Below are 23,187 nucleotides of genomic sequence, written 5' to 3' on the forward strand. Positions count from 1 at the left end.
GCGCTAGCGGCGCTCGTCCACGGTCAGTCGGACCTTGCCGGTCTTGGGATTGCGCTCGATGCCCTCGAGCGCCAGCACCTCGATGTGCGTCGGCGCCACCAGCCCGGCCTCGGTCATCGCACGGATTTCCTTGGAGTCGTGCAACAGGCGTTGCGACAACATCCCGGCGAGCCCGGTGGCATCCTCCGGCGCCGTACCGGCGGCGCGCTCGACCCGCACCACCAGCTGATCGCGATGTCCGTCGAGCCGCGCGCGCAGCTGGAAATGAGCGCCCAGCCCGGGCACCGCGGCGATCGCCGTGGCCACCACCTCGGGCTGGATGTTGCCGCCGCCGATGATCAATACGTCGTCGGCGCGCCCGAGCAGCTCCATGCGCCGGGTGCGCCGACCGCAGGGGCACTCGCCCTCGACCCAGCGCCCGAGGTCGCCGACGTCGTAGCGGATGGTCGGCATCAGCCGCCGTTGCAGATTGGTCACCACCACCTTGCCGATCTCGCCCGGTCCGACCGGCGCCAGGGTCTCGGGGTGGAGCAGCTCGACATGGTGCAGATCCTCGTGGACATGGTGCACTCCGCCCTCGCAGTGCGCGCATTGATAGCCGATGGCGCCGGTGTCGTTGGTGGTGTAGCCGGTGGAGGCAAAGCGCGTGATACCGAGCACCCGGCTGAGATAGGCGCGCGAGCCGGCGAACAGGTGCTCGCCGCCGGTGGCGACCTTGTCGATGCGCAGCGCCACCCCGTGCGCCTCGACGTACTCGGCCAGCGACAGCAGCACCGAGGGGATGGTGATGATGGCGGTGGCGCCATAGCCGGTGAGTTGCTCGACGATCTGCTCCATCGGCAGGTTGCCCGAGATCGGCAGGATACGACAACCGGTGACCTCCAGCGCCTGGTTGTAGGAGACGAAGGAGGCCCACATGCTGCCGGCAAAGAGCAGGTTGGCGACCACGTCGCCGGGGCCGAACACCGACAGCGCCAGCCCCTTGCCGAGCCGCAGCGCGTTGGCGTGCTGCTCGGCGACGGTGCGATAGACCAGCTTGGGCGCCCCGGTGGTGCCGCCGCTGGAGAACACATAGCCGTCGCTCGCGCCCGCCGTCAGCAGCCCGTCGCCGCGCGGCGGCAGGTGCTGCTTGTAGTCCTCGCCGGACATCAGCGGCAGCCGGCGCACGTCGTCGAGCCCGATCAGGACGATCCCGGCATAGCGCGCGCGCAACAGCGGCGAGCCCTGGCGACAATCCTCGATCACCTGCAGCAGCCGCGAGCAGGTCTGGGCGTCACGCTCGGCATCGGGGAGGAAGTCGAAGCTGTCGCCCGAGTCGTCGAGCCGGTGCCAGGACATGCGCTCCGAGCCCTGTTCGAGCCGATCGCGCGCCAGCGAGGTCCAGCGTACCAAGGTCGCCAGCCCGCGCGTGCCATCGTGCGGAGTGCCGTGCTTGCGCACCGCCATGCGTCCGATCTCGACCATGCGGTCGGCGCCCAGCGCCGAGAGCGCGCGCCCGAGCCGCCGCGCGCGCGGCTCGTCGGTGAGCAGCGCCACGGTCTGGATGTACTCGCCCATGGGCGCGACCCGCTCGATCACCGACTCCAGCCGGTCGACCGGCTTGATGATCAGAGTGCGGTGCTGGCACGAGGTCTCGAACTCGGGATCGTCGCGCAGCGCCAGCGTCCAGCCGGTGCCGCCGCCGTGCAGCAGGTCGCCCACGCCCATCGCCCGCTCCACCTTGGCCAGCTCGCGCACCTTGTCGATCTCGACCGCGGCATCGTCGCCGATCGCCCCCGGCGGGATCTCCTCGGCCCAGCAGGTCAGCGCCGCGCCGAGCGCCGCCATCAGCCGCTCGGCGCTCTCGCGCCCCTCGACATAGACCACGTGCGGCGAGGAGCAGGCCGACTGCTCCCACATCACCGCGTCGCGCGCGATCAGTCGGGCGCAGGCGGACAGGCCGCGCCGCTCGAGCGCGTCGGCGGCGACCATCACGAAGCTGTACTTGGGCCCGTACTCGATCAGCCGGGTGTGCAGCCCGAGGTCGCGACGATAGCTGCGGATGGTGTCGGCGCCGCCGTAGACGACGATGGCATTGCAGTCGCGCTTGAGCACCCGCTCCACCCCCTGGTCGCCGCCCTTCCAGGTCAGCAGCGCCAGCGAGCGGGCGATGTCGCCGCGCTGGTCGTGATCGCGCAGACTGGTGGCGAAGAGCACCGGGAAGATCGGATCGACCGAGGACATCTTCATCAGGTTGACGTTGCGGGTGACGATGCCCTGGATCAGGCTGTCGACCCCGCCGACGAAGACGTTGCCGGCCGAGACATGGGCCAGCACCCCCAGCGGCTGAGCCTTAACCAATCCCTGGAAGCGGGCGTCGAACACCCAGTCATCGAGCATCCGCGCATCCCCCAGGTCGCAACCCAGACGGGTGAGCAGGTTTTCCCGGCGCAGCAGGTCAACCATCACCTCGATCCCGGCCTCGATCATCTCCGGGCTGAAGCCGATCCGGTCGGGCAGCCGGCGCAGCGCCTCGACCCGGTAGGGATAGTCCGGCGCGCTCCAGGCCCGCGCGACACGGTCGAGCAGATCGAGCAGATAGCCCTGCGGGGTGGCGACCACCTGCGCCTTCATTGCGTGAGCGCGCGAAAGGATCGTCTCCAGCCGCGCCCCGGTCAGCGGCGCCTCGGCATGGTCGGTCTCGCCGTGGATGTAGTGGTGCATGGCGTGGCTCCCTCAGCTCTTGAGCAACTCGGCGGCGGTGATCGCGCAGCCCTGGTGCTTGGCGACGCCGGCGCGCCCGATGATGTCGAGGGTGTCCCCGCCGCGTCCGCAGGGGCAGCCCTGGTCGACGATCGCGTAATCGGTGGCGAGCACCGACAGCGCCGGCTGTGCCAGGTTGTAGGGCGAGATCACCTGCAGCAGTCCCGGCGCGCCCGGCGACTGCGGCTCCAGCCCGCCGGGGCGACGGGTGAGCGCGCGGGCATAGACCGGAACGTGGAAACGCCCGGCCTCGCAGGTCATGTAGGGCACCCCGTGTTCGACGAAACCGTAGACGTCGTGCTGCGCCTCGGGCGGGATGCCGAGGTGTTCGGCGGCGACGGCGGCGAAGCGCGCGCGCGGCACCGCCTCGTCCTGGGCTGCCTTCCAGCCGCCGGCGAGGATCATCAGGCTGCCGGGCGGGAAGGCGATGCGCAGCTCGCGCGCCGCCATCTCGCGCAGCATCCGCCAGGCGAAGGCGGGGAAGCCGATCACCCGTAGCGCCAGCCCGCTCTCGGCGAAGCGCGCGAGCTGCTCCAGACACTCCTCGACCCGGAACACCGGCGCACCTGCGGCGTCGGCATGGATGGCGAAGAAGCGCTCGGCGGCCGGCGCGAAGGCGGTATAGCGGCTGTGCGCATGGGCCGCGCCCTTGCCCCCGGCGACCTCGGGCGCATAGGCGAACACCAGATAGTTCGCCGGCTCGCTCGACTCCAACCCGAGCCCGCGCACGATCGCCGCGCGCATCGCGTCCTGGCGCGCCATCGAGCCCTGGTCCCAGGCGATCTGGCTCTGCTGGCCACTGGTGCCGCTCGAGGTGAAGGTGGCCACCAGCTCGCACTCGGGCACCGAGAGCAGGCGATGGCGCTTGAAGACGTTGACCATGATCCAGGGCAGCTCGACGAGATCGTCGATGCATGCCAGGCGCTCCGGCGCGAAGCCCTCCTGCTCGCAGAGCCGGCGATAGGTCGGACAGTGGGCGATGTGGTGGGCGCAGACCTCGCGCACGGCGGCGAGGAAGCGTTGGTCGGCCTCCGCGCCGACGGCGAAGGCATCGAGTTCGAACAGTGCGTCCAGCGAGGCGATCGCGCTCATGATGCGGGCTCCTCGACCCTCAGGTCGTGCAGATGGCGGACCTTGCCGGTCACCGGGCTGCGCTCGAGACTGCCGAGCGCGACGAAGCGGGCCTCGAGCCGCGCCAGATAGCCGCGCTCGCGCGCCACCCCGAGCTCGGGGATGGCCGTCTCCAGCGCGCCGACCAGGGTCTCGGCGTGGGGCGCGGCGGCGTCCGGGTCGCCAGCCTCGACCACCAGTTCGAGGGCGATGCGGTTGGCCTCGTCGGCGATGCGCAGACAGTAGTTGGGGCTGATGCCGTCGCGCCCGGCGACCGTCTCCACCGCCCGCTCGACCACCGCCATGGCGACATAGGCGCCGCCGAGCTTGAAGTCGTCGCCGGCACGCCCGGCCAGGCGCAGCACCGGGTTGCGATCGCCGCAGGCGCAGGGCTCGCCGGTATAGCAGCCGCGATCGCCGATGCGATAGCGCACGATCGGCTGCGAGCGCCGCGCCAGGTTGGTCACCAGCAGCTCGCCCTCCTCGCCGCCCTCAGCGACACGTCCGCGCTCCATGTCGACGACCTCGATGAGCTGGAAGTCGCTCGGCACGTGATAGGCATTGGGCGCGCAGTGGCGACACTGATAGCCCATCAGCCCGGCGTCGGCGCTGGTATAGGCCAGGGCGTGGATCTCGACCTCGGCGCCGAAGGCGTGCTGCAGATGCGTCCGCACCGCCGGGCTCATGTGCTCGCCGGCATAGGCGATCAGCCGCAGTCCGGGGAAGCGGATGCCGTCGCGCAGCGCCAGGTCGGCGAGGAACACGAACAGCGTCGGCAGGCTCAGCATCACCGTCGGCTGGAACTCGCGACAGAAGCGCAGCACCGTCTCCACCGGGATGTTGGCCGAGATCGGCAGGTGCAGCGCGCCGAGGCGCTTGACGATCTCGTGGCCGCCGAGGAAGGACGGCCACAGGCTGCCGGCGACCAGCAGGTTGGCCACCCGGTCCTCCGCCCCGACCCCGATCAGCGCCAGCGCCCGGGCCTGTTCGGCGCAGAAGCGGTCCCACTCGGCATGGGTGAGCACGGTATAGCGCGCCATGCCGCTGGTGCCCCCGGTCGAGGTCACGATCATCCCCTCGGGCGGGACGGTGAGCATGGTCCCGGTCCGCGGCCAGGCGTTGTCGTAGAGCTCCTGGCGGCTCAGCAGCGGCAGCGCGCGCCACTGCGTCCAGTCCATCGGCGCCGGCATGCCGGCGTACTTGGCCGCGTAGAAGGGCGCGGCCAGCGCGGCGTGCCAGATCTCGCGGGCGCGCCCGAGCTGGTGCGCGGACTCGATCCAGGGAAACATGCGGCTACTCCTCCTCGTCCAGGATGAAACGATGCTTGACGCTCGGGTCGAGAGCGGCGATGTCGCACAACTCGACCTCGATCAGCGGCCCGCCGGCGGCGGCGCAGAGGTTGTCGTACTTGGCCGCGAACTCGAGGCTGTGCTCGCGCAGAAACGCGAGCAGGCGCTCGCCGTAGTCCTCGGCGCGCCCCGCCCCGTCGCGGGTGAAGACCCGGAAGAACAGGCGCGCGACGCCCGCGTGCTCGCGCCGCACCACCTGGAACAGGCCGCCATAGCCGAACGTCTCGGGCAGACCGAGGAGGAAGTCGCCGATCGCCGCCACCGGCAGGTTGGTGCCGTAGAACACCAGCGCGTCGCTGACCCGACCGTGGACATAGAGGAGCTGCTCGGGCAGCGCCGCGAGCAGCGCCTCGGGCAGCCCGGTCTCGGCGACGAGTTGCGCGCGCGCGAGCAGCCCGCCCTGGTCGCGGGTGTTGTAGCGCACCAGCGGGATCAACTGGTCCTTGGTGACCACGATCTCGCCGCCGATGATCTCGATCAGCGCCTTGGGCGTGGGCGCGAGCAGCATCGGCGCCTCGGCGCGGCCGAACAGCGCCCGCAGTCGCTCGGGACGAGGCGCGAGCCACTTGCGCAGCGCGATGGTCGCGGCGGTCTCGACGCCGAGGTCGCCGGTATCGGCCGAGCCGTAGCCGGTCCAGACGCAGAACGGGGCCTCGGGCGGATGACCGAAGTCGCGCGCCACCTGCTCGCGGAAGCGCTCGGTGAAGAACTCGCCGACCACCGGGAAGGCGACGCTGCCCGGGGTCAGGTCCGGGCACTGCGCGCGCAGCAAGGCGCCGAGCAGATTGATGTTCGACGGGTTGGTGAGGATCAGGCACTGCTCGAACTGGCGATGGAAGCGCTGGTAGAGGGCCGCGGCCTCGCGCAGGTTGAGCCCCGGGGTGGCGACGGTGATCGGGTGACGGGCGCTGGCGGCCAGGGTGCGCAGGGCGGCTGCCAGCTGCATCCCACCGATCCAGGTGCCGAGGGCGAGACAGACCATCACCAGGGTAGGCCTGCGGTCGATGCCGTGATGCGCGATCAGCATCTGCTCGATGGCGGCGACATAGTCGCCCTCGTCGGCAGGGCGCTTGGGCCAGAAGGTGGAGCCGCCGCGGCTGAACCCCGAGGAGCTGCCGATCAGGTGACAGCCCTCGAGGCTGCCGCCGTGACAAAGCGTCTCCACCGGATGGGCGAGCAGATAGCCCTGCTTGTCCATCAGCGGCAGCGCCGCCCAGTCCCCCGGCGCGCTCAACCCGGCCGCGGCGAGAAACCGGCGATAGGCCGGCACCGAGTCGTGGACCGCGCGCACGAATTGCTCGGGATTCAACTCACACCTCCTTGAGGGCTTGCAGCCGGGCGACCCAGAGCGTGATCAGCAGCATCACCGCCGCGCTGACCAACAGGGCCCCGCCCGGGCGGATGAGATCGGTGACCACGCCCATCACGCCATAGGCCAGCGGCTGCAGCGACAGCGCCAGGGCGGTCACCAGGGCCATGATCTTGCCCCGGCTGGCATCCTCCAGCAGACGCTGGAACAGGGTGATGAGGGTGATGTTGATGGCGCTGAGCCCGAGCCCGACCCCGACGAGTCCGGCCCCGGCGAGCGCCAGCCAGGGGCTGAGCGCGACCACCACGAGACACCCGGCCATCACCAGGAACCCAGCGAGCACCACGCCGCGCTCGCCGGGACGGTGCCGCGTCGACAGTGCCAGCGAGCCGCCGAGCATCCCCGCGCCGAAGCAGGCCATCAGCATCCCCAGCCCGGCCGCGCCGGCGTCATGGACGCCCTCGGCCAGCACCGGGGTGACCACGGGCACTGCGGCGAAGAAGAAGTTGACCACCGCCACCGGACCCATCAGCGCGCCGATCAAAGGGGCACGACTCAACGCCTCGCGCCCCGCGCGCAACTCCGACCAGAACCCCCGGCGCGGCGCGACGCGGCGCGCCGGCTCGCGCACCGAGACGATGAACAGCGCCGAGAGCAGGAAGGAGACGGCATTGATGGCGAATGCCAGGGCGACCCCGATCAGCGCGATCAGGGCGCTGCCGAACAGCGGTCCGGCGACCGCGCTCGCCCCCACCAGCAGCTGGCTGGCGGCATTGGCGCGCAGCAGCGCTGCGGGCGCGACCAGCCCCGGCACCATCGCCAGCGCCGCCGGGTTGAAGAAGGCCGAGGCGATCGAGATCACCACCGTGGCCGCGATCAGCTCGGGCAGCGCCAGGGCGCCGCCGTGGGCCAGCCAGGCGAGCGCGCCGACCACCAGGGCGCGGACCAGGTCGGCACAGATCATCACCAGACGGCGCGGATAGCGGTCGCAGACCATCCCCGCCAGGGGCGCGACGAGGATGCCGGGCAGCGAGGTGGCGATGAGGATGACGCCGACCGCCGAGGCCGATCCCGACCAGTGATAGACCAGCCAGATCAGCGCCAGCGAGTGCACCCGGTCGCCGATCTGGGAGACCGCCTGCGCCAGCCAGAAGCGCAGGAAGGCGGGATGGGCGCGAAACAGCTCGAGCACCGGCCGTTACCGCTCGACGCGCCGGCGATCGCGCGCGACATAGTCGAGCAGCCGCCGGGCGAAGGGCGCGACCAACTCGACCCGGTCGAGATCGAGCGCGGTGTCGACGTACTGCAGCCGCAGCACGTCCTCGCCCTCGTCGAAACAGGGCGCGAGACCGCCGTAGAAGAAGCCGAGCCGCTCGGCTGCGGCCACCGCCGCCGCGCAGCCCTGATCGCTCAGGCGCACGGTGAGATAGAGCACCCGCGCCCCGGCGCGGCGGCACAGCTCGTTGCGCGCCGCGCGCAGCGCCTCGGCGACATCACCACCGACCCGCTCGAGACGGATCATGCCGAGATCGAGTGCGGCCAGATAATGGGCATCGAGCCGGCTCGCGCCGGCGCCCCCGCCAGGCTCGCCGGCACGCGCCGGGATGCCGCTCTCGGCATAGGTCTCGAGCAGGATCTCGCGATGGTGCGCGGGGGGCAGGATCAGCCGCTCGGGCGGCGGGGTGAGCGGCTTGAAGTAGAGCAGGCAACTCTCGCGCTGCGCCGGGCGCTCCTCGGCCATCGCGCGAAAGCGCAGGTTGCCGGCGAGGAAGGCCAGCGAGAGCGCGCAGACATGGGCACCGAAGCGCTCGTTGACCTTCTGGCTGAAGGGGTGGGTGGTCACCGGTTGGCCGAACAGCCCGCTCAGCCCGCGCTCGCGGGCGAGCGCCTCGAGCCGCTCGCGCATCCGCTCCATCAGCCGCCGTCCGCGGTGCGCGGGGTCGACCACCGCCATCCCGGTCTCGGCCACGGCGAGGCGCGAGGCGCCGAGCTGTCCGAGCCCACCGAGTTCGAGCGCATAGTGCCCGACCACGGTGTCGGCGGCATCGGTCGCCACCACAGAGATCAGTCGACCGGCACGGTTGAGTTCGCACAACCGGTCCGGGTAGTAAAGGTCGTCGCTCGGGTGGGTATAGCCATAGGCGCGATAGACCAACCGCGAGATCTGATACCAGTCGCCGTCGCGCTCGGCGCGGCGCACCGCGTAGGTCTGCTCGGGGGCGCGGGCGACGGATTCGGCGAACGGCTCCAACGGACGAGCCTCGAGACCGGCGCGGGCGACGACATCGGCCTCGGGCCGGTTGAAGACCAGCCGCAATCGATTGCCCTCGCGCCCGCGCGACTGCCACTGCGCGACATCGGCGGCGGCGCGGATCATATGGCGCTGCAGACCATCGAGATCGATCTCGTCGACCCGATCGAGCATCGCGCGCGGCGGCGGATCGGCCTGCGGCGCCGGTGGCGCCTCGCGATCGTCGAGGCTGAGGGTGAGCGCCAGCGGCGTCAGCTCGCCGACCAGCGCCAGCGACTCGGTGGAGTCGGGAGCGGCGCGCTCGAGCACGCCGACCACGCCCTCCTCCACCGCCACCTCGATGGCATTGGTTCGTCTCGAGTCGAAACCGGCCAGCGCCGCCAACTCGCCGGCGAAGCCACGGGCTACCGGCAATGCATCGAGCATCGGTGGCAGTTCCAGCCTGCACCGCATCGCGCCATCACCAGCCACATCGGCCTCCTGTCGCACCCCGGATCACGCACCCTTCCATGCCCTCGTCGTGGTCGTACACAGCATAGTCGGTATTGGGGCCTTCCCAAGGGGACGGGCCGACGGGAGAAGCGGACAGCGCCGAAGATTACACGTAGAGACGACCACCAATCATGGAGACAGACCCCATCAAAATCTCACACCCACCATGATCACGATCGGCAACCGACAGCAAGCAGAGCTTAAAAAGCTGATTCAAAAGATTTTGATCGATGAAAACCGAACTTGACGCCACCACCTCAAGCCACACCCCAAGACCATCGGGCACAGCGGGTTAATGTGGAGCACACTAACGATACGTGGCCGACTACTCACCTTCACTGTCGCGCTACTGATCCTCGGCGGCGGGGTCTCCCTACTGATCTCGACCCACAGCGCGACCACCATGGGGCGGCAGCTGGTCGATCACACCCTGTCGATGCAGATCGCCAGTGACCTCGCGGCGGCGAAGGTCTATCTCGAGGCATACTGGGGCGAGGTGCGGATGCGCGACGGCACCTTGGTCGATGACGACGGCAAGGCGATCCGTGAACGTGTCGGACTGGTCGATCGGCTCAGCAACGACCTCGGCGTGCTCGCCACGGTATTCGCCCGTGACGGCGACGACTTCACCCGCGTCGTCACCAACATCCGCCAACTCGACGGCCGGCGCGCCATCGGCACCCGGCTGGACGGGAACAGCGCGGCCTTCGCCACGGTCATGGCGGGCAAACGTTTCACCGGCGAGGCCGAGATCCTCGGCGAGTCCTATCTCACCGTCTACGATCCGCTCACCGATGAGACCGGACGGGTGATCGGCATCCTCTTTCTCGGCATCACCCGCGTCCAGCCCGACGCCATCGTCGCCGAGGGCATCGAGCGACTCGAACGCCAGTTCGTGGTGGGACTGGTGGTGATCCTCGCCCTCGGCGTCACCGGCGCCTTTCTGCTCGGACAGCTGACCGCGACCCCGATCCGCGAGGTTTCCGGACGACTCGACGAAATCGCCCACGGTGAGGGCGACCTGACCCATCGTCTCACCGCCGAGGGGCACGACGAGCTGGCCGATCAGGCGCGCGCCTTCAATGCCTTCGTCGACAGGGCCCAGCAGCTCATCGTCGAGGTGAATGACGCCTCGGCACAACTGGCCAGCGCCGCCGAACAGCTCTCGGCAAACAGCGCCGAGACCCGCAACCAGATCCAACTGCAGCAGTGCGAGAGCGAGCAGGTCGCCACCGCCATGAATCAGATGGCCGCCACGGTGCAGAACGTCGCGCACAACGCCAACGAGACCGCCCGCGCGGTCAGCACGACGCTGCGCGAGGCCACATCCGGCAACGCGGTGATGCGCCACAGCGTCGACTCCATCGAAGCGCTAGCCGAGGCCGTCGAGGGCGCCGCCGAGGTGATCAACCGCCTCTCGGCCGACAGCGACGACATCGGTCGCGTGCTCGAGGTGATCCGCGGCATCGCAGAGCAGACCAACCTGCTCGCGCTCAACGCTGCGATCAGGGCGGCGCGTGCCGGCGAGCGGGGATGTGGCTTCGCGGTGGTGGCCGACGAGGTGCGCACTCTGGCCGATCGCACCCGTCACTCCACCGAGGAGATCCGCGAGATGGTCGAGCGACTGCAGCAAAACGCCGACCACGCCGTCGAGGCGATGCACACCGGGCGCGTCAAGGCACGCGACAGCGTCTCCCAGACCGGCGAGGCCGGTCGGTCACTCGAGACGATCAGCGCCTCGGTCCAGCGGATCAGCGACATGACCAACCAGATCGCCAGCGCCGCCGAGCAGCAGTCGACGGTGACCGAAGAGATCAACCGCAACATCACCAACATCGCCGATTCCATCGAAACCACCCTGGGCGGATCCGAACAGGTCGCGCAGGCCAGTGAGCAGGTCGCGCAACTGGCCGCGCAGCTGCATCACCTGATGGCGCGCTTCAAGGTCTGAGGGCTCGCCAGAGGCCGGCGCCCAGGAGCCTCGCCAACCACTCACTCCGGCCGACAGTCACGCACGCCGAGCGCCCTAGTCGAGTTCGACACGTACTCGTGCGGCGGCGCGCAACGCGCGCGCCTTGGCGTCCTCGACATCGCAGCCACGGGCCAGCGCCACGCCCATGCGCCGCCGCCCCCGCACCTCAGGCTTGCCGAACAGGCGCAGATCAGTGCCCGGCTCGGCGAGGGCCTCGGCCAGATTGGTGAAGCGGGGCCGGGACGACTCACCCTCGACCAGGATCACCGCCGAGGCCGCCGGACCGTGCTGGCGGATCTCGGGGATCGGCAGCCCGAGGATGGCGCGGGCATGGAGCGCGAACTCGGAGAGGTCCTGCGCGATCAGAGTGACCATGCCGGTATCGTGGGGACGCGGCGAGACCTCGCTGAAGATCACCTCGTCGCCGCGCACGAACAACTCGACCCCGAAGATCCCGCGCCCACCGAGCGCCTCGGTCACCCGCGCGGCGATCGCCTCGGCCCGCGCCAGCGCCGTCGGCGTCATCGGGTGCGGCTGCCAGGACTCGCGATAGTCGCCGTCCTCCTGGCGATGCCCGATCGGCGCGCAGAAGGCGGTGCCGTCGCGGTGACGCACGGTCAGCAGGGTGATCTCGTAGTCGAAGGCGACGAAGCCCTCGACGATCACCCGCCCGCCCCCGGCGCGACCACCGGCCTGGGCGTAGTCCCAGGCATGATCCAGCTCGGCGGCATCGCGCACCAGGCTCTGCCCCTTGCCCGAGGAACTCATGATCGGCTTGACCACGCAGGGCAGTCCGATCTCGGCGACCGCCTGCTCGAACGTCTCGCGGGTATCGGCGAAGCGATAGGGCGAGGTCGGCAGCCCCAGCTCCTCGGCGACCAACCGACGAATCCCTTCGCGGTTCATCGTCAGCCGGGTCGCCCGCGCCGTCGGGACGACGTTGAAGCCCTCGGTCTCCAACTCCAGCAGGGTGTCGGTGGCGATCGCCTCGATCTCGGGGACGATGTAGTCCGGGCGCTCCAGTTCGATCACCCGACGCAGCTCGGCCCCGTCGAGCATCGAGAAGCTGTAGGCACGATCGGCGACCTGCATGGCGGGCGCGTTGGCATAGCGGTCGCAGGCGATGACCTCGAGTCCGAGCCGTTTGAACTCGATGACGACCTCCTTGCCGAGTTCGCCGGCCCCGCAGAGCAGGACCTTGGTCGCGTTGGGAGAGAAAGGGGTTCCGATCGTAGGCATGTGGTCTCTGCTTGTCGGGGTGGTGGCTTCAAGATGGATCGCGGCACTCCCGCCAGCCGCAGCCGGTCTCCGCGAGTCACGCGCAACCGCCGCGATCGCGGCGGAGAGACCCCGGAGCAGTCCCAGTCCCGACACGCTCGCGCGCGCCGCTCCGGCAAGGGCGCGACCGATGGTACTCCGCCCACGCCAGCGCAATCCAGACGAAACGGCGCAGACGGAGACGACTGGTCAACCCGGCGCACCTACCCCCTGAACTAACCGCCAGCCAGCCACCCTTGCCCCCCAGGCATCACCTGCAAGGCACACAGTCTGACCTCTGGCTTCCAACTTAATCCGCAAGGCTTCGGCGTTACCCAAGCAAGCAAAACTTGCCACCACAACACATTGAGGTAGGCGATCTCTGAGCACACAGGACGCAGCGCCCTCAAGGCCAAGCCGATCCCGGCACAGGCCACGCTTCAACCCATGCGCTCGAATAAGACGCAACCAGCAACGGGGTTCATGTAAGGAGTTGCTGTCGGTTTTTTCAATTCACGCGCCTGTATAGGGCGCGACAAGGGGATGAATCGATACTGTCGGCCATGCCAGTTTTTCAATCCACGCGCCCGTATAGGGCGCGACAGGATCGGCATCGCGGCGAACAGGGCGAGGTGGATGTTTCAATCCACGCGCCCGTATAGGGCGCGACAAGCCCTCGCTCTCCCAGTCGTCATTGTCGATGGAGTTTCAATCCACGCGCCCGTATAGGGCGCGACCGGGCGCACTGTGCCGGCGCTTAATCCCAAGCGCGGTTTCAATCCACGCGCCCGTATAGGGCGCGACGACCATCGGAGCAAGCGGGAGCCCGAAGGCCAAGGTTTCAATCCACGCGCCCGTATAGGGCGCGACACCCCGCGCGGGGCGCATTCGCTGGGGTGTGCGGTTTCAATCCACGCGCCCGTATAGGGCGCGACGACCCATGTCGTCTCCGGCCATTGGCGCCGGATCGTGTTTCAATCCACGCGCCCGTATAGGGCGCGACGTGGTCAATACCCCGGCTGGCCCGATGGTGCTGGAGTTTCAATCCACGCACCCGTATAGGGCGCGACTTCCTTCCAGTCGAGTTCCTTTTCCCGCCCGGTGAAGTTTCAATCCACGCGCCCGTATAGGGCGCGACTGCGCAAGCGCGGCCAGAAGGCCCGCAAGGAGCTGTTTCAATCCACGCGCCCGTATAGGGCGCGACGGTTCGTGCATGGCGAGATCGTCGAGGGCTTCCGTTTCAATCCACGCGCCCTTATAGGGCGCGACGCGCTCGAATACAAGCAGCGCCTCGCCGATCTGGAAGTTTCAATCCACGCGCCCGTATAGAGCGCGACATGCTGCTCGCCGGGCTGCTAACCCACCTGATCAAGTTTCAATCCACGCGCCCGTATAGAGCGCGACCTCGGCGACCTCGAGCGCCGCGTCGCCTATCTGAGGGTTTCAATCCACGCGCCCGTATAGAGCGCGACGCGATGGCGTTGCGGATCTGCTCGCGACTGTTCGTTTCAATCCACGCGCCCGTATAGAGCGCGACGAGATTTCGCGAACGATCCCGCTGGTCAAGGCGACGTTTCAATCCACGCGCCCGTATAGAGCGCGACCCCCGAGCCCGAGGAGGACCGCCAATGGCGTTGCCTAGTTTCAATCCACGCGCCCGTATAGAGCGCGACACCTCGGGGAGCGGCGCGACCGGCACGTCGCGCTGTTTCAATCCACGCGCCCGTATAGAGCGCGACTAATTGTTGCCGGGTATTTCATATTGTTCTCTTGAGTTTCAATCCACGCGCCCGTATAGAGCGCGACTTGCCGACGGCATCGGTTGCGTCGGACTCCTGCGCGTTTCAATCCACGCGCCCGTATAGAGCGCGACCCGCAAGGACGGCGGCTTCTCCGACCTCTTGTCCGGGTTTCAATCCACGCGCCCGTATAGAGCGCGACACTGGATCGCCCGCGGAATTCCGCGTTGAACGTAAAGTTTCAATCCACGCGCCCGTATAGAGCGCGACCGCTGTTGTTCAGCGATGGTGTGCCGCGCCGGGTCGTTTCAATCCACGCGCCCGTATAGAGCGCGACGAGGCGCGCGAGCAGCGCCAGGTCAGCCGCGCGGAAGTTTCAATCCACGCGCCCGTATAGAGCGCGACCTGATCAAGGACGAGCCCGAGTACGACCGTATCGCCGTTTCAATCCACGCGCCCGTATAGAGCGCGACGGATACATGGCTGTAGTCGTCCTCAGGGGACGCGCTGTTTCAATCCACGCGCCCGTATAGAGCGCGACGCCTGGGACTGGGCGGCGTCGGACATGTAGAGGATGTTTCAATCCACGCGCCCGTATAGAGCGCGACTCGGTGCCGTCTGTACCGCCGATGATGCCGACGCGGTTTCAATCCACGCGCCCGTATAGAGCGCGACGCGAGCCCGGCCATCGTCCAGCCGCCGAGTTCAGCGTTTCAATCCACGCGCCCGTATAGAGCGCGACGGGCGAAAAAAGCAATTGCAGTATGGGATTACTGGGTTTCAATCCACGCGCCCGTATAGAGCGCGACGCCGGCACATGCGGCGGAATCGTCATTGCGCCGGCAGTTTCAATCCACGCGCCCGTATAGAGCGCGACTCGCCAGATGCTGACGCTGGTGCTGGAGTGTGACACGTTTCAATCCACGCGCCCGTATAGAGCGCGACTCTGTCATCCTAACCGACTGAAAGACCAGAGGCACTTCGGCCTGTTTTGCGAACCGGGGGCGGCTCTCCGCCGAGTGGAACTCGGCCATCGAGCCAGAAAGTAAATATTTTTTAAAATCAAAAATATAAAAAATCGCGAACCTCCCGGGGTTTCGCCGGTCACTTGTGGTTCGCGTTTTTCCCGCTAGAGGATCAAGGGGCCATGAAGGTCGAGCGTCTCCTTCGCGCCGATGTGTTCGACACGGCGCTGCCAATTCTTGCCGAGATAGTAGAAGCGCAGGCTGTCCTGCTGCGGGTCGATCAGGTCCAACAGTCGTTGTTTGAGCAGCGCCCACTGTCCCGGCTCGACCTCGATCTCAAAGACCGAGAACTGAACACGCTGCCCATAGTCGAGGCACGCCTTGGCCACCTGCCGCAGCCGCTTCGGCCCTTCCGGTTCGCGTGTACTGACGTCGTAGCTGACCAACACCATCATGGTGGATTCACCTCCACAGACAGGGCGGATAGGCGTCGAGATCGCCGCGCAGGTGGCGGGCGAGCAGTTGCGCCTGGAGCAGCGGGAAGAGGCCGAGCGGCGCCTGCTCTTCGAAGAAGAGATGCTGCACCATCTCGCGCTTGCGCTCCTGATAGGCGCTCAGCAACGTCTTGCGCGCACCCTCTTCGAGCAACACGGCACCGTTGTCGAGGAAGATGAAGTCGCGCCTGGTGAGCTGCTTGCGATTGAGCAGGGTCAGCGCCAGACGGTCGGCGACGACCGGACGCAGCTCCTCGACCAGATCGAGCGCGAGGCTGGGCCGTCCAGGTCGGTCACGGTGCAGGAATCCCACCGCCGGATCGAGCCCGACGGTCTCCAGCGCCGAGCGACAGTCGTGGGTGAGCAGTGTATAGAGGAACGACAGCAGCGCGTTGACGGGGTCACGTGGCGGGCGACGGTTGCGACCGTTGAAGGCATGCTCGCCCAGATCGACCCGCACCAAATGACCGTAGACACCGAAGTAGGCGCGCGCCGCATCTCCTTCGAGCCCGCGCAGCACCTCCAGCGACGCCTCCTCGCGGAGACGGATCATGATGCGTCGCAACCCCTTGCGGACCTGCTCCAGCGCGGCACGCGCCTCTGGCGCGAGGTTCGTGCCGTGATCACGCAGTGCCCGACCGATCACGGCGCGCTGGTTGTGCACCTTGCCGGTCAGCAGGTTGCGGACGAGTGCGGCACAGCGCGAGGACTCATCGCTGCGCCGGTACTGCTCGCGCCGCAACAACACGTTGCCCGAGACCGGTCCCTCCATGCGCGCCAGAAAGCGTCCGTTCGGTGACAGGAAGGAGACGCAGACCCCCTGCTCGGCGCAATAACCGAGCAACTGTGGCGAGACCATCATCCGCCCGAGACACACCAGTGATTCGAGCATGTGGACGGGGAGCCGTCCCCGCTCGGCCCCCTCGACCTCGACCACGATATTGGCGCCATCCTTCCTGATCCAGGCCCCCTCGGTGGTCACGTACAGCGTATTGAGCAGACGACGCATCCCTCAGTCCTCCCCGTCGAGCTGATCGCGCAACCAGGCATCGACACCGTCCGTGCGCCCCAGCAAGCGGGGCTGACAGTGTTCGATCAGCGAGCAGGCGTCGCAGCGCGACGCCAGATAGCGTGCGGTAGGCGTGCGTCCGGCGGCGAACATGGCGCGCACCGCCTGGATGGTCTCCAGCGTCAGTTGGCGCAGTGCGGGATCGAGACACACCACCTTGCGGCGCCTGGCCCGGCCATAGTAGAGCGCGCCCTCGGGCACGGCCCGCCCGAACATCGCCTCCAGGCAGAGCGCCTGGGCACAGAGCTGGACCTCGTCGGCACGGTGCGACTTCGGTCGCCCGCGCTTGTACTCCACCGGATAAAGGCACGGCCCATCCGGCCGAGCGTGCATCTCGACGACATCGGCGACACCGCCGATCCCCAGCTCGGCCTGGGCCAGCGGCAACGCGGTCAGGGTCCGCACGCCGTGACGCAGCTCGGCGCCGGGCTGGTCGGCGCGATCGTGGAGCAGGCGGCCCTGGGCGGTATGGGCGTTCTCCTCCCAGAGCCGTTCGAGATGGATCAGCGCACACTGGCGCGGGCAGTAGAGATAGTGCTGGAGGGCCGAGAGCGGGATGAAGTCAGCATCGTCCATGTCCCGGCCCTCCTCCTCGGGGTCAGAGTTTTTCGATCACTCGCACGCCCTGCGGGATGGCGGCATGCGCGATGTCGACACGATAGTCCTTGAAGCTGCGCGCGGGTCGGTCGTCCTCGCCGGGGGCGCGACAGACCTCCACGGCGTCGAACAACTGGTGTGCCGGAGCATTACCGAGCGCACTCTCGTGCTCGAAGACGATCAGCTTGCGCGCGGCCATCTCGCCGCGCGCGGCGGAGCGGTCGTGCTCGAACATGTTGATGAGCGACTGCCACAGCAGCTCCAGGTCGGCAGCGGAGAACCCGGTGCGCTCGGCGAGCTTGGCCGAGACGAAGCCGTGGGCGCGATACAGACCATAGGGCAGGATGTGCTTGCGCCCCATGGTGCGATTGTCGCCGCTCTGCTTCTCGGCCTCGGCCTCGGTGGTCACCGCCATACGGGTGATCGAGACCTCCAGCGGCAGCACCGGCTCGATCGAGCTGGCGAAGCCGAGCTGCACCGGCCCGCGCACCTGGCCGGCGTTGACCTCGGTGGTCATCACCGCGCCGAAGGTGCGCACGTCGAAGAAGTTGCGGCACATCCAGGCGGTCAGCTCCTGGGCCTTGGCCTTGTCCTTCGGCAGCTTCTTGGAGACCGGCTCGACCTCGATCGCCGCGTAGCCGCGTTGGTGCTGCTGATTGAGCACCGCCTTCTCCTGCATGTAGATCTCGTACCCCGGCTCGGCCTCCTTGGCGAGGCCGACGAAGTTGCGGACCTTGCGCTTGAGACAGACGTCGGTGACCAGACCGCAATTGGTCTCGGGGTCGAGTCGGGGGAGATTGCCCGCGTCCGGGTCACCGTTGGGGTTGCCGTTGGTGACGTCGAACAGATAGACGAATTCGTAGCGGTGGGCGATGGCAGTCATGCGTCGGTTCCTTCTGAGTCGGTCTCGTCGGCGGCGGTGTCGGTGGCGGCGCGTTTGGTATAGAACGCCTGGGTCTGGTGGTAGTAACCGATGGCGAAGCGCCCCTGGTCCTCGATGCGCAAGCTGCGCGGGAAGCGCTCCGGCAACCCGTCGACGATCGCGCCGAGCTGTTGCTCCAGCGTCACCGCCAACCCCGTGCGCTCCTTGCGCAGCTTGGCGAGATGGTTCTGGGTGTTGCGCAGCAGCACCGGGAAGATCGAGGCCGGTGTGGCCGAGGCCGCACCGTAATAGCGATCGCGGATGGTGGCGTTGACCTGCGTGCCGAGCGCGCCGCGCTGGATATGCTCCAGCAGCGCGAACAGCCGCCCGAGCAGATAGCCGGGCTGGGTCGATCGGGTGTCAAGACTCACGGGGATCTCCTCCTCGGACGTGTGTATCGAGCCGCGCGCCGCTGCCGGGCGCGGCGGGCTACCGAGCCGCTGCTCGCGCGTCAGCACGGCCTTGCAGATGGCCACGCGCAGCCCGCTGAGATGACCGTCGGTGCGAATGCGCATGATGGTGTTGGCCAGTAGGCTGCGCGGATAGCGGCCACCGCCGAGGATCGCGCGCAGCAGCTCACCGACCAGGTTGTCGAAGGCGTCGTCCATCTTCGGCATGGCGCCGTCGCGATGCAGCACCGTCGCCAGCACCAGCCGCCGCACCCCGGGCGCGGTGCGCCAGGGCACGGGTTCGAGCCGCAGGTCCTCGGCATGTTGGGCGAGACGCCGGGTCAGTGCATCCAGGGTGTCGACCTGCCAGAAGCGCACCGACAACCGCGAGGCGTTGGGCGCAAGCCCCAGCACGAACATCCGCGTGTCCGGCGCCAGCCCGGGATCACGCCCGACCAGGGGGCGTCCCCGGCGCACGTCCTCCAGCACCTCACGCACCCGCTGTGTCTCCTGCGCCTCGTCGGGCGGTGCGTCACCACTTGGCGGATCGAGCAACAGGTCGAACAACAGCTCGGCCTCGGGCGCCGGCGCACCAGCGGCGGTCTCGGCCCAGAACACCACGGTGGTGTCGCCGATCAGCAGACGCTGGTGGTTGTGCTCGCCCGGGCGCAGCAGGTGATTGAGTGCCGTGGTGTAGCCGAAGGCCGCCGCTTGGGAGACCGGGGCGTTGCCACCCTGCTTCTTACCGTAGGAGGTGAAGGCATCGAGATTGAAGGAGACGATCCCTGCACCTGAACTCTGCGCGCCACGCACTCCCTTGATCGGCGGGTGCAGACGCGCCATCGGTTGCGACACTCCGGTCACCAGACAGGTGACGTGCTCACCGTCGCCCCCGGCATCGGCCAGCAAGTCGGCACGAGCCCGACGCGCCGCCTCGCGCTGGTGCAGATAGCGCCGCTCGCCGTCGAGGCGGAAGACCAGGTTGGTATCGAGCACCTCGTCGGTGAACATGGGGGGGACGAACCGCTCCGGCGTCCACCACTGCAGGAAGCGCAGCAGCGCCAGCAGGCCGGGGTCCTCGGTCCCGGCCAGGGCGGACTCGTGCAGCGCCACGAAGGCGGCGCGCTCCTGCTCGGTGCGCTTACTTGATGCACTCACACCTAAGACGTAACTGGTTTTATCCCATAGGAAACAGGACGCAATATTGACCTTGCGGATAGGAGGCTGCGGCACCTCCAACAACCGGGGCCGGGGCTTCTTGGCGCTGGTGTCGCGGATGTCGTCGACGGCGACGACCGCGCCCGTCGGGTCGAGCACGATAGCGTAGCTCACCTTCTCCTGGCTGTAGCCGAGCGCGGCGACGCCCTCGGTGTCGCGTTCCAGCAGATGCTGGTAATGACGATGGAGCGCTTGCAGGATCATGCCCGGACCTCCGTGTCGTCCCAGGCCGGGACATCGACCCGGCCGTCGATCATGCGGGCGCGGAAGAAACGCGGCGTCATGCCGTTGGCGAAGTCGATGTCGTGGAGCATCCAGCCGAGGTCGCGCTCACCGGCGAGCGCCTCGGCGACCGCGGGGAACGGCTCGTCGTCCTCCAGCAGGCGGAAGCTGGCCGGGAACTCGCGCACCCCGAAACAGGGCATGTGGAAGCACTGCCCGCGCCGCGCGCGCCGGTTGAAGATGTCGAGGTGCTTGCCCACGTTGTCCTCGTCACCGGCGCGCTCGGTCAGTGAGAAGTGGGCCTCGATCACATAGCCGACATCGCGCAGCACGGTCGCGGCGCGCTGCTGGCGGTCCTCCTCGACCCACTTCGCCACGCCGGCGGTGGTCCCCGCCTTGATCGCCTTGCGCACCGTCGCCGCAGAGAGCTTGCCCCCGACCTCGTTGCGCCGGATCGACTCGAAACGGATCGGACGCAGCACCTGGATGCGTTCGACGTGCCAGCGGATGGCCGGCTTCCAGTGGATCGCCTCGAGGATGCCGCGCGCCGCCGAGGGCGTGATGATGTCGTAGCTCACCCGCTCGACCTTCATCTCCGGGCGGGTGAAGCAGGCGCGCTCCCCCCAGACGTGCAATCGGACGCCGAAGCTCATACGGCTGTACTCCTCTCCCTCAGATGATCGTGTTGGCCGTGCTCACGAAGGTCGGCTCCTCCCACCACAGCCCGAAGTCGGGGCTGTAGAGGTCCGGGTTCATGAGCGCCAGGAATTGTTCACCCCAACGATTTTCGGCCACCGGCTGTACCGCACCGGCAGCGCGCAACTCGGCCAGGGCGCGCCCCGGAACCTGCACCAGATAGGGCTGTAGCCGCCGCGCCACGCCGCCGCAGCGAGGCACGTGCTCCAGCGCGGCGAGCGCGCCGCGCGCCGCCTCGTCATAGGGCACGATGACCGCCACCTGGGTGGTCTCGATCAGGCGATAGCACGCCGCCAGCGTCTCCAGCGGCAGCCCATCGGGACGGCTGCGCCGCAGCAGCCCGAGCAGGTCGTGCCGGTCCAGGGCCTCGTCGCCCTGCTGCCAGTAGAGGAGCTGGAAATAGGCGTCGATCGCCGCCGGGGCGAGCGGTGCCTCACCGTGCCGACGCAACACCTCGCGCCCGGCCTGGGCGAACTGCTTCAACTCGGGCGGTGGCGCCCAGGCGTCGCCGGCGGGCGCGAACACCCACACCGGGCTGTCCTCGGCCCGGTCCTCGCCATGACGGTTGCAGCGCCCGGCGGCCTGGGCGATCGAGTCGAGCCCGGCCTCGGCGCGATAGACCACCGGGAAGGAGACATCCACCCCGGCCTCGATCAGCGAGGTCGCCACCAGCCGGCAGGGCGCGCCCCGGTCCAGCCGCGCGCGCACCTCGGCGAGTACCTCGCTGCGATGGCGCGCGCACATCAGGGTGGAGAGGTGGCAGGCGCCCGGCTGCTCGGCGATCGCCTGATAGAGCGCGCGGGCATGGCGGCGATTGTTGACGATACAGAGCACCTGCGCGTGCCCTTGCAGACGCGCGACCAGGGCGGCGTCATCGACCTCGCCGAGATGGCCGATCCGTACCCGTTCGAGCCGGCGGTAGAGCGCCGGCGGATCGGGCGCGAGTTCGCGCACCTCATCCAGCCCGCCGCGAAACTCTGGGGCGTTCAGCGCCGGCTGGGTGGCGGTGCACAGCACCAGGGTGCAGCCGTAGTTGCGCGCCAGCTCGTCGATGGCGGCGACGGTGGGGCGCAGCAGTTTCAGCGGCAGGGTCTGGGCCTCGTCGAGGATCACCACACTGCCGGCAATGTTGTGGAGCTTGCGGCACTGCGAGGGGCGCGCCGCGAACAGACTCTCGAAGAACTGCACGGCGGTGGTGACGACGATCGGGGCATCCCAATTCTCCATCGCCAGGCGTAACTTGTCGCGCGACGCGCGCCCCTCGTCCGTGGCCGAGGGCACGAAGGCGCTGTGATGCTCCAGCACCGCGGTCTCGCCCAGCTCACCGAGGGCCGCGCGGAAGCTCGCGGCGGTCTGCTCGACGATGCTGGTGAAGGGGATGACGCAGATCACCCGTCGCAGCCCGTGCGCCAGCGCGTGATCGAGCGCGAAGGCCAGTGAGGTCAGGGTCTTGCCGCCCCCGGTGGGGACGGTGAGCGAGAACAGCCCGGGCGGCAACGCGGCCTGGCCCCGGACATGATCGAGGATGTCGCCGCGCAGCCGATCGACGGGGCGCGACGCAGCAAACCCCTGGAGATGCGCGTCGAGCCGATCGCGCAGCGCCGCCAGCGACGGCGAGGGTGCCGCGCGCAAGGTCTCGCGACGAACGCCCGGCGGACGCTCGACCCGATCGTAGAAGGCCTCGGTGTCGAGATAGTCGGCATCGACCAGACACGAGAACAGCATCCGCACCAGGAAGGAGAGCTGGAACATGCCGCGCTCGCGGCTGTGCGCGACGAGCGGCGGTCGCGCCAACGTCTCGGGTAGCGCGATCTCGTGGCGCCAGACCTCGAGCAGCGGCGGCAGCCCGTCTCGCGCCAACCGCTCGCGCAACGCGGTACGCTCACCGGACTCGGCGCCGTTGGCGAGTCCGCCGTGGTGCCCGGCGATGACATAGGCGAGCAGCTGGCCGAGCCCCGGGTAGCGCTCCAGCGCGAGCTGCGCGCCCCGGGTGGCGTGATCGACCCGCACCGCCTCGCCCGCCAGGCGGCGCTGGAAGTCGGTGGTGTACTTGCCGAGATCGTGGAGCAGCCCGGCGGCCTCGGCGAGCGTCTCGCAACCGAAGGGGGCAGCGCGAGCGGCGGCCAGGCGCGCGACAGCGTGCAGGTGCTCGGCAAGGGGCTGCCAGTCGGCGACACGGTCCGAATCCGTGGAATGGGCGAAGCACTCACAATCCTTGGGGGCCTGCATCTCAAGTCACGTCCTGTGCAACCCACACGGGCGCTGCGCTGTTCCGATACCGTTTAGCGCCGGAGCAATCGCACAGAGCCCACCCGCCGTGGTGGGATCATGGAAGCCTTGAATCTATCCCCATCAAACGAATTTATCCAGGACCTCGGTCAAGCCACGGACAGG

General features: G+C 68.5%; 15 protein-coding genes and 1 CRISPR repeat array. Of the genes, 1 reads left to right on the plus strand and 14 read right to left on the minus strand.

Features of this window, described 5'->3' with window-relative positions:
* Nucleotides 1-3 precede the first annotated feature (3 nt).
* The 6 genes from MARPU_RS12590 to MARPU_RS12615 are packed head-to-tail and all read right to left on the minus strand — an operon-like array spanning nucleotide 4 to nucleotide 9,187.
* Nucleotides 4-2,703: an acyl-CoA reductase gene (locus MARPU_RS12590; RefSeq protein ID WP_005221648.1), complete on the minus strand. Its 2,700-nt coding sequence runs from the start codon at nucleotides 2,701-2,703 to the stop codon at nucleotides 4-6.
* Nucleotides 2,704-2,715: 12 nt separating this feature from the next.
* Nucleotides 2,716-3,834, minus strand: coding sequence for a LuxE/PaaK family acyltransferase (locus tag MARPU_RS12595; RefSeq protein ID WP_005221646.1), 1,119 nt, complete (start codon nucleotides 3,832-3,834; stop codon nucleotides 2,716-2,718).
* Entirely contained in the window at nucleotides 3,831-5,141 is a 1,311-nt protein-coding gene (locus tag MARPU_RS12600) for a phenylacetate--CoA ligase family protein (RefSeq protein WP_005221644.1), read from the minus strand. Before MARPU_RS12600 ends, MARPU_RS12595 begins: the two co-directional genes overlap by 4 nt.
* Before the next feature lie 4 nt (nucleotides 5,142-5,145).
* The gene (locus tag MARPU_RS12605; protein WP_005221642.1) at nucleotides 5,146-6,510 is read right to left on the minus strand and encodes a phenylacetate--CoA ligase family protein; all 1,365 of its coding nucleotides are present in this window, start codon (nucleotides 6,508-6,510) and stop codon (nucleotides 5,146-5,148) included.
* Nucleotide 6,511: 1 nt separating this feature from the next.
* Nucleotides 6,512-7,702 (minus strand): MFS transporter, encoded by a 1,191-nt coding sequence (locus MARPU_RS12610; protein WP_005221640.1) that lies wholly within the window; start codon nucleotides 7,700-7,702, stop codon nucleotides 6,512-6,514.
* Between the two features lie 6 nt (nucleotides 7,703-7,708).
* The gene (locus MARPU_RS12615) at nucleotides 7,709-9,187 is read right to left on the minus strand and encodes a GNAT family N-acetyltransferase (protein ID WP_005221638.1); all 1,479 of its coding nucleotides are present in this window, start codon (nucleotides 9,185-9,187) and stop codon (nucleotides 7,709-7,711) included.
* Nucleotides 9,188-9,548: 361 nt separating this feature from the next.
* Here MARPU_RS12615 and MARPU_RS12620 point away from each other — a divergent pair, with 361 nt between their 5' ends.
* Nucleotides 9,549-11,204 (plus strand): methyl-accepting chemotaxis protein, encoded by a 1,656-nt coding sequence (locus MARPU_RS12620; RefSeq protein ID WP_005221636.1) that lies wholly within the window; start codon nucleotides 9,549-9,551, stop codon nucleotides 11,202-11,204.
* A 75-nt stretch (nucleotides 11,205-11,279) separates the two neighbouring features.
* Here the strand turns inward: MARPU_RS12620 and purT are convergent, their stop codons facing one another.
* The 8 genes from purT to MARPU_RS12660 all read right to left on the minus strand — a co-directional run bounded on the left by purT (nucleotide 11,280) and on the right by MARPU_RS12660 (nucleotide 23,022).
* Nucleotides 11,280-12,464, minus strand: a complete 1,185-nt coding sequence (gene purT / locus MARPU_RS12625) for a formate-dependent phosphoribosylglycinamide formyltransferase (RefSeq protein ID WP_005221634.1) — start codon at nucleotides 12,462-12,464, stop codon at nucleotides 11,280-11,282.
* A 523-nt stretch (nucleotides 12,465-12,987) separates the two neighbouring features.
* Nucleotides 12,988-15,166: direct repeats of the CRISPR family, unit length 32 nt; unit sequence GTTTCAATCCACGCGCCCGTATAGAGCGCGAC.
* Nucleotides 15,167-15,350: 184 nt separating this feature from the next.
* Nucleotides 15,351-15,641, minus strand: coding sequence for a CRISPR-associated endonuclease Cas2 (cas2, locus tag MARPU_RS12630; protein ID WP_005221626.1), 291 nt, complete (start codon nucleotides 15,639-15,641; stop codon nucleotides 15,351-15,353).
* Nucleotides 15,642-15,648: 7 nt separating this feature from the next.
* Nucleotides 15,649-16,689 (minus strand): type I-C CRISPR-associated endonuclease Cas1c, encoded by a 1,041-nt coding sequence (cas1c, locus tag MARPU_RS12635; RefSeq protein WP_005221624.1) that lies wholly within the window; start codon nucleotides 16,687-16,689, stop codon nucleotides 15,649-15,651.
* A 3-nt stretch (nucleotides 16,690-16,692) separates the two neighbouring features.
* Nucleotides 16,693-17,325 (minus strand): CRISPR-associated protein Cas4, encoded by a 633-nt coding sequence (gene cas4, locus MARPU_RS12640; RefSeq protein WP_005221622.1) that lies wholly within the window; start codon nucleotides 17,323-17,325, stop codon nucleotides 16,693-16,695.
* A 22-nt stretch (nucleotides 17,326-17,347) separates the two neighbouring features.
* Complete coding sequence (cas7c, locus tag MARPU_RS12645; protein WP_005221620.1) at nucleotides 17,348-18,229, minus strand: type I-C CRISPR-associated protein Cas7/Csd2; 882 nt, start codon at nucleotides 18,227-18,229, stop codon at nucleotides 17,348-17,350.
* On the minus strand, nucleotides 18,226-20,079 hold the full coding sequence (cas8c, locus tag MARPU_RS12650) for a type I-C CRISPR-associated protein Cas8c/Csd1 (RefSeq protein WP_005221618.1): 1,854 nt from the start codon (nucleotides 20,077-20,079) through the stop codon (nucleotides 18,226-18,228). The genes cas7c and cas8c overlap by 4 nt, the downstream gene beginning before the upstream one ends.
* Nucleotides 20,076-20,750 carry a type I-C CRISPR-associated protein Cas5c gene (cas5c, locus tag MARPU_RS12655; RefSeq protein WP_005221616.1) on the minus strand — a complete coding sequence of 225 codons (675 nt, stop codon included), beginning with the start codon at nucleotides 20,748-20,750 and terminating at the stop codon, nucleotides 20,076-20,078. The genes cas8c and cas5c overlap by 4 nt, the downstream gene beginning before the upstream one ends.
* 19 nt (nucleotides 20,751-20,769) lie before the next feature.
* The gene (locus tag MARPU_RS12660; protein ID WP_005221614.1) at nucleotides 20,770-23,022 is read right to left on the minus strand and encodes a CRISPR-associated helicase/endonuclease Cas3; all 2,253 of its coding nucleotides are present in this window, start codon (nucleotides 23,020-23,022) and stop codon (nucleotides 20,770-20,772) included.
* Between the last annotated feature and the right edge of the window lie 165 nt (nucleotides 23,023-23,187).

Origin of the sequence: Marichromatium purpuratum 984 (genome assembly GCF_000224005.2) — a bacterium.
GTDB classification, from domain to species: Bacteria; Pseudomonadota; Gammaproteobacteria; order Chromatiales; family Chromatiaceae; genus Marichromatium; species Marichromatium purpuratum.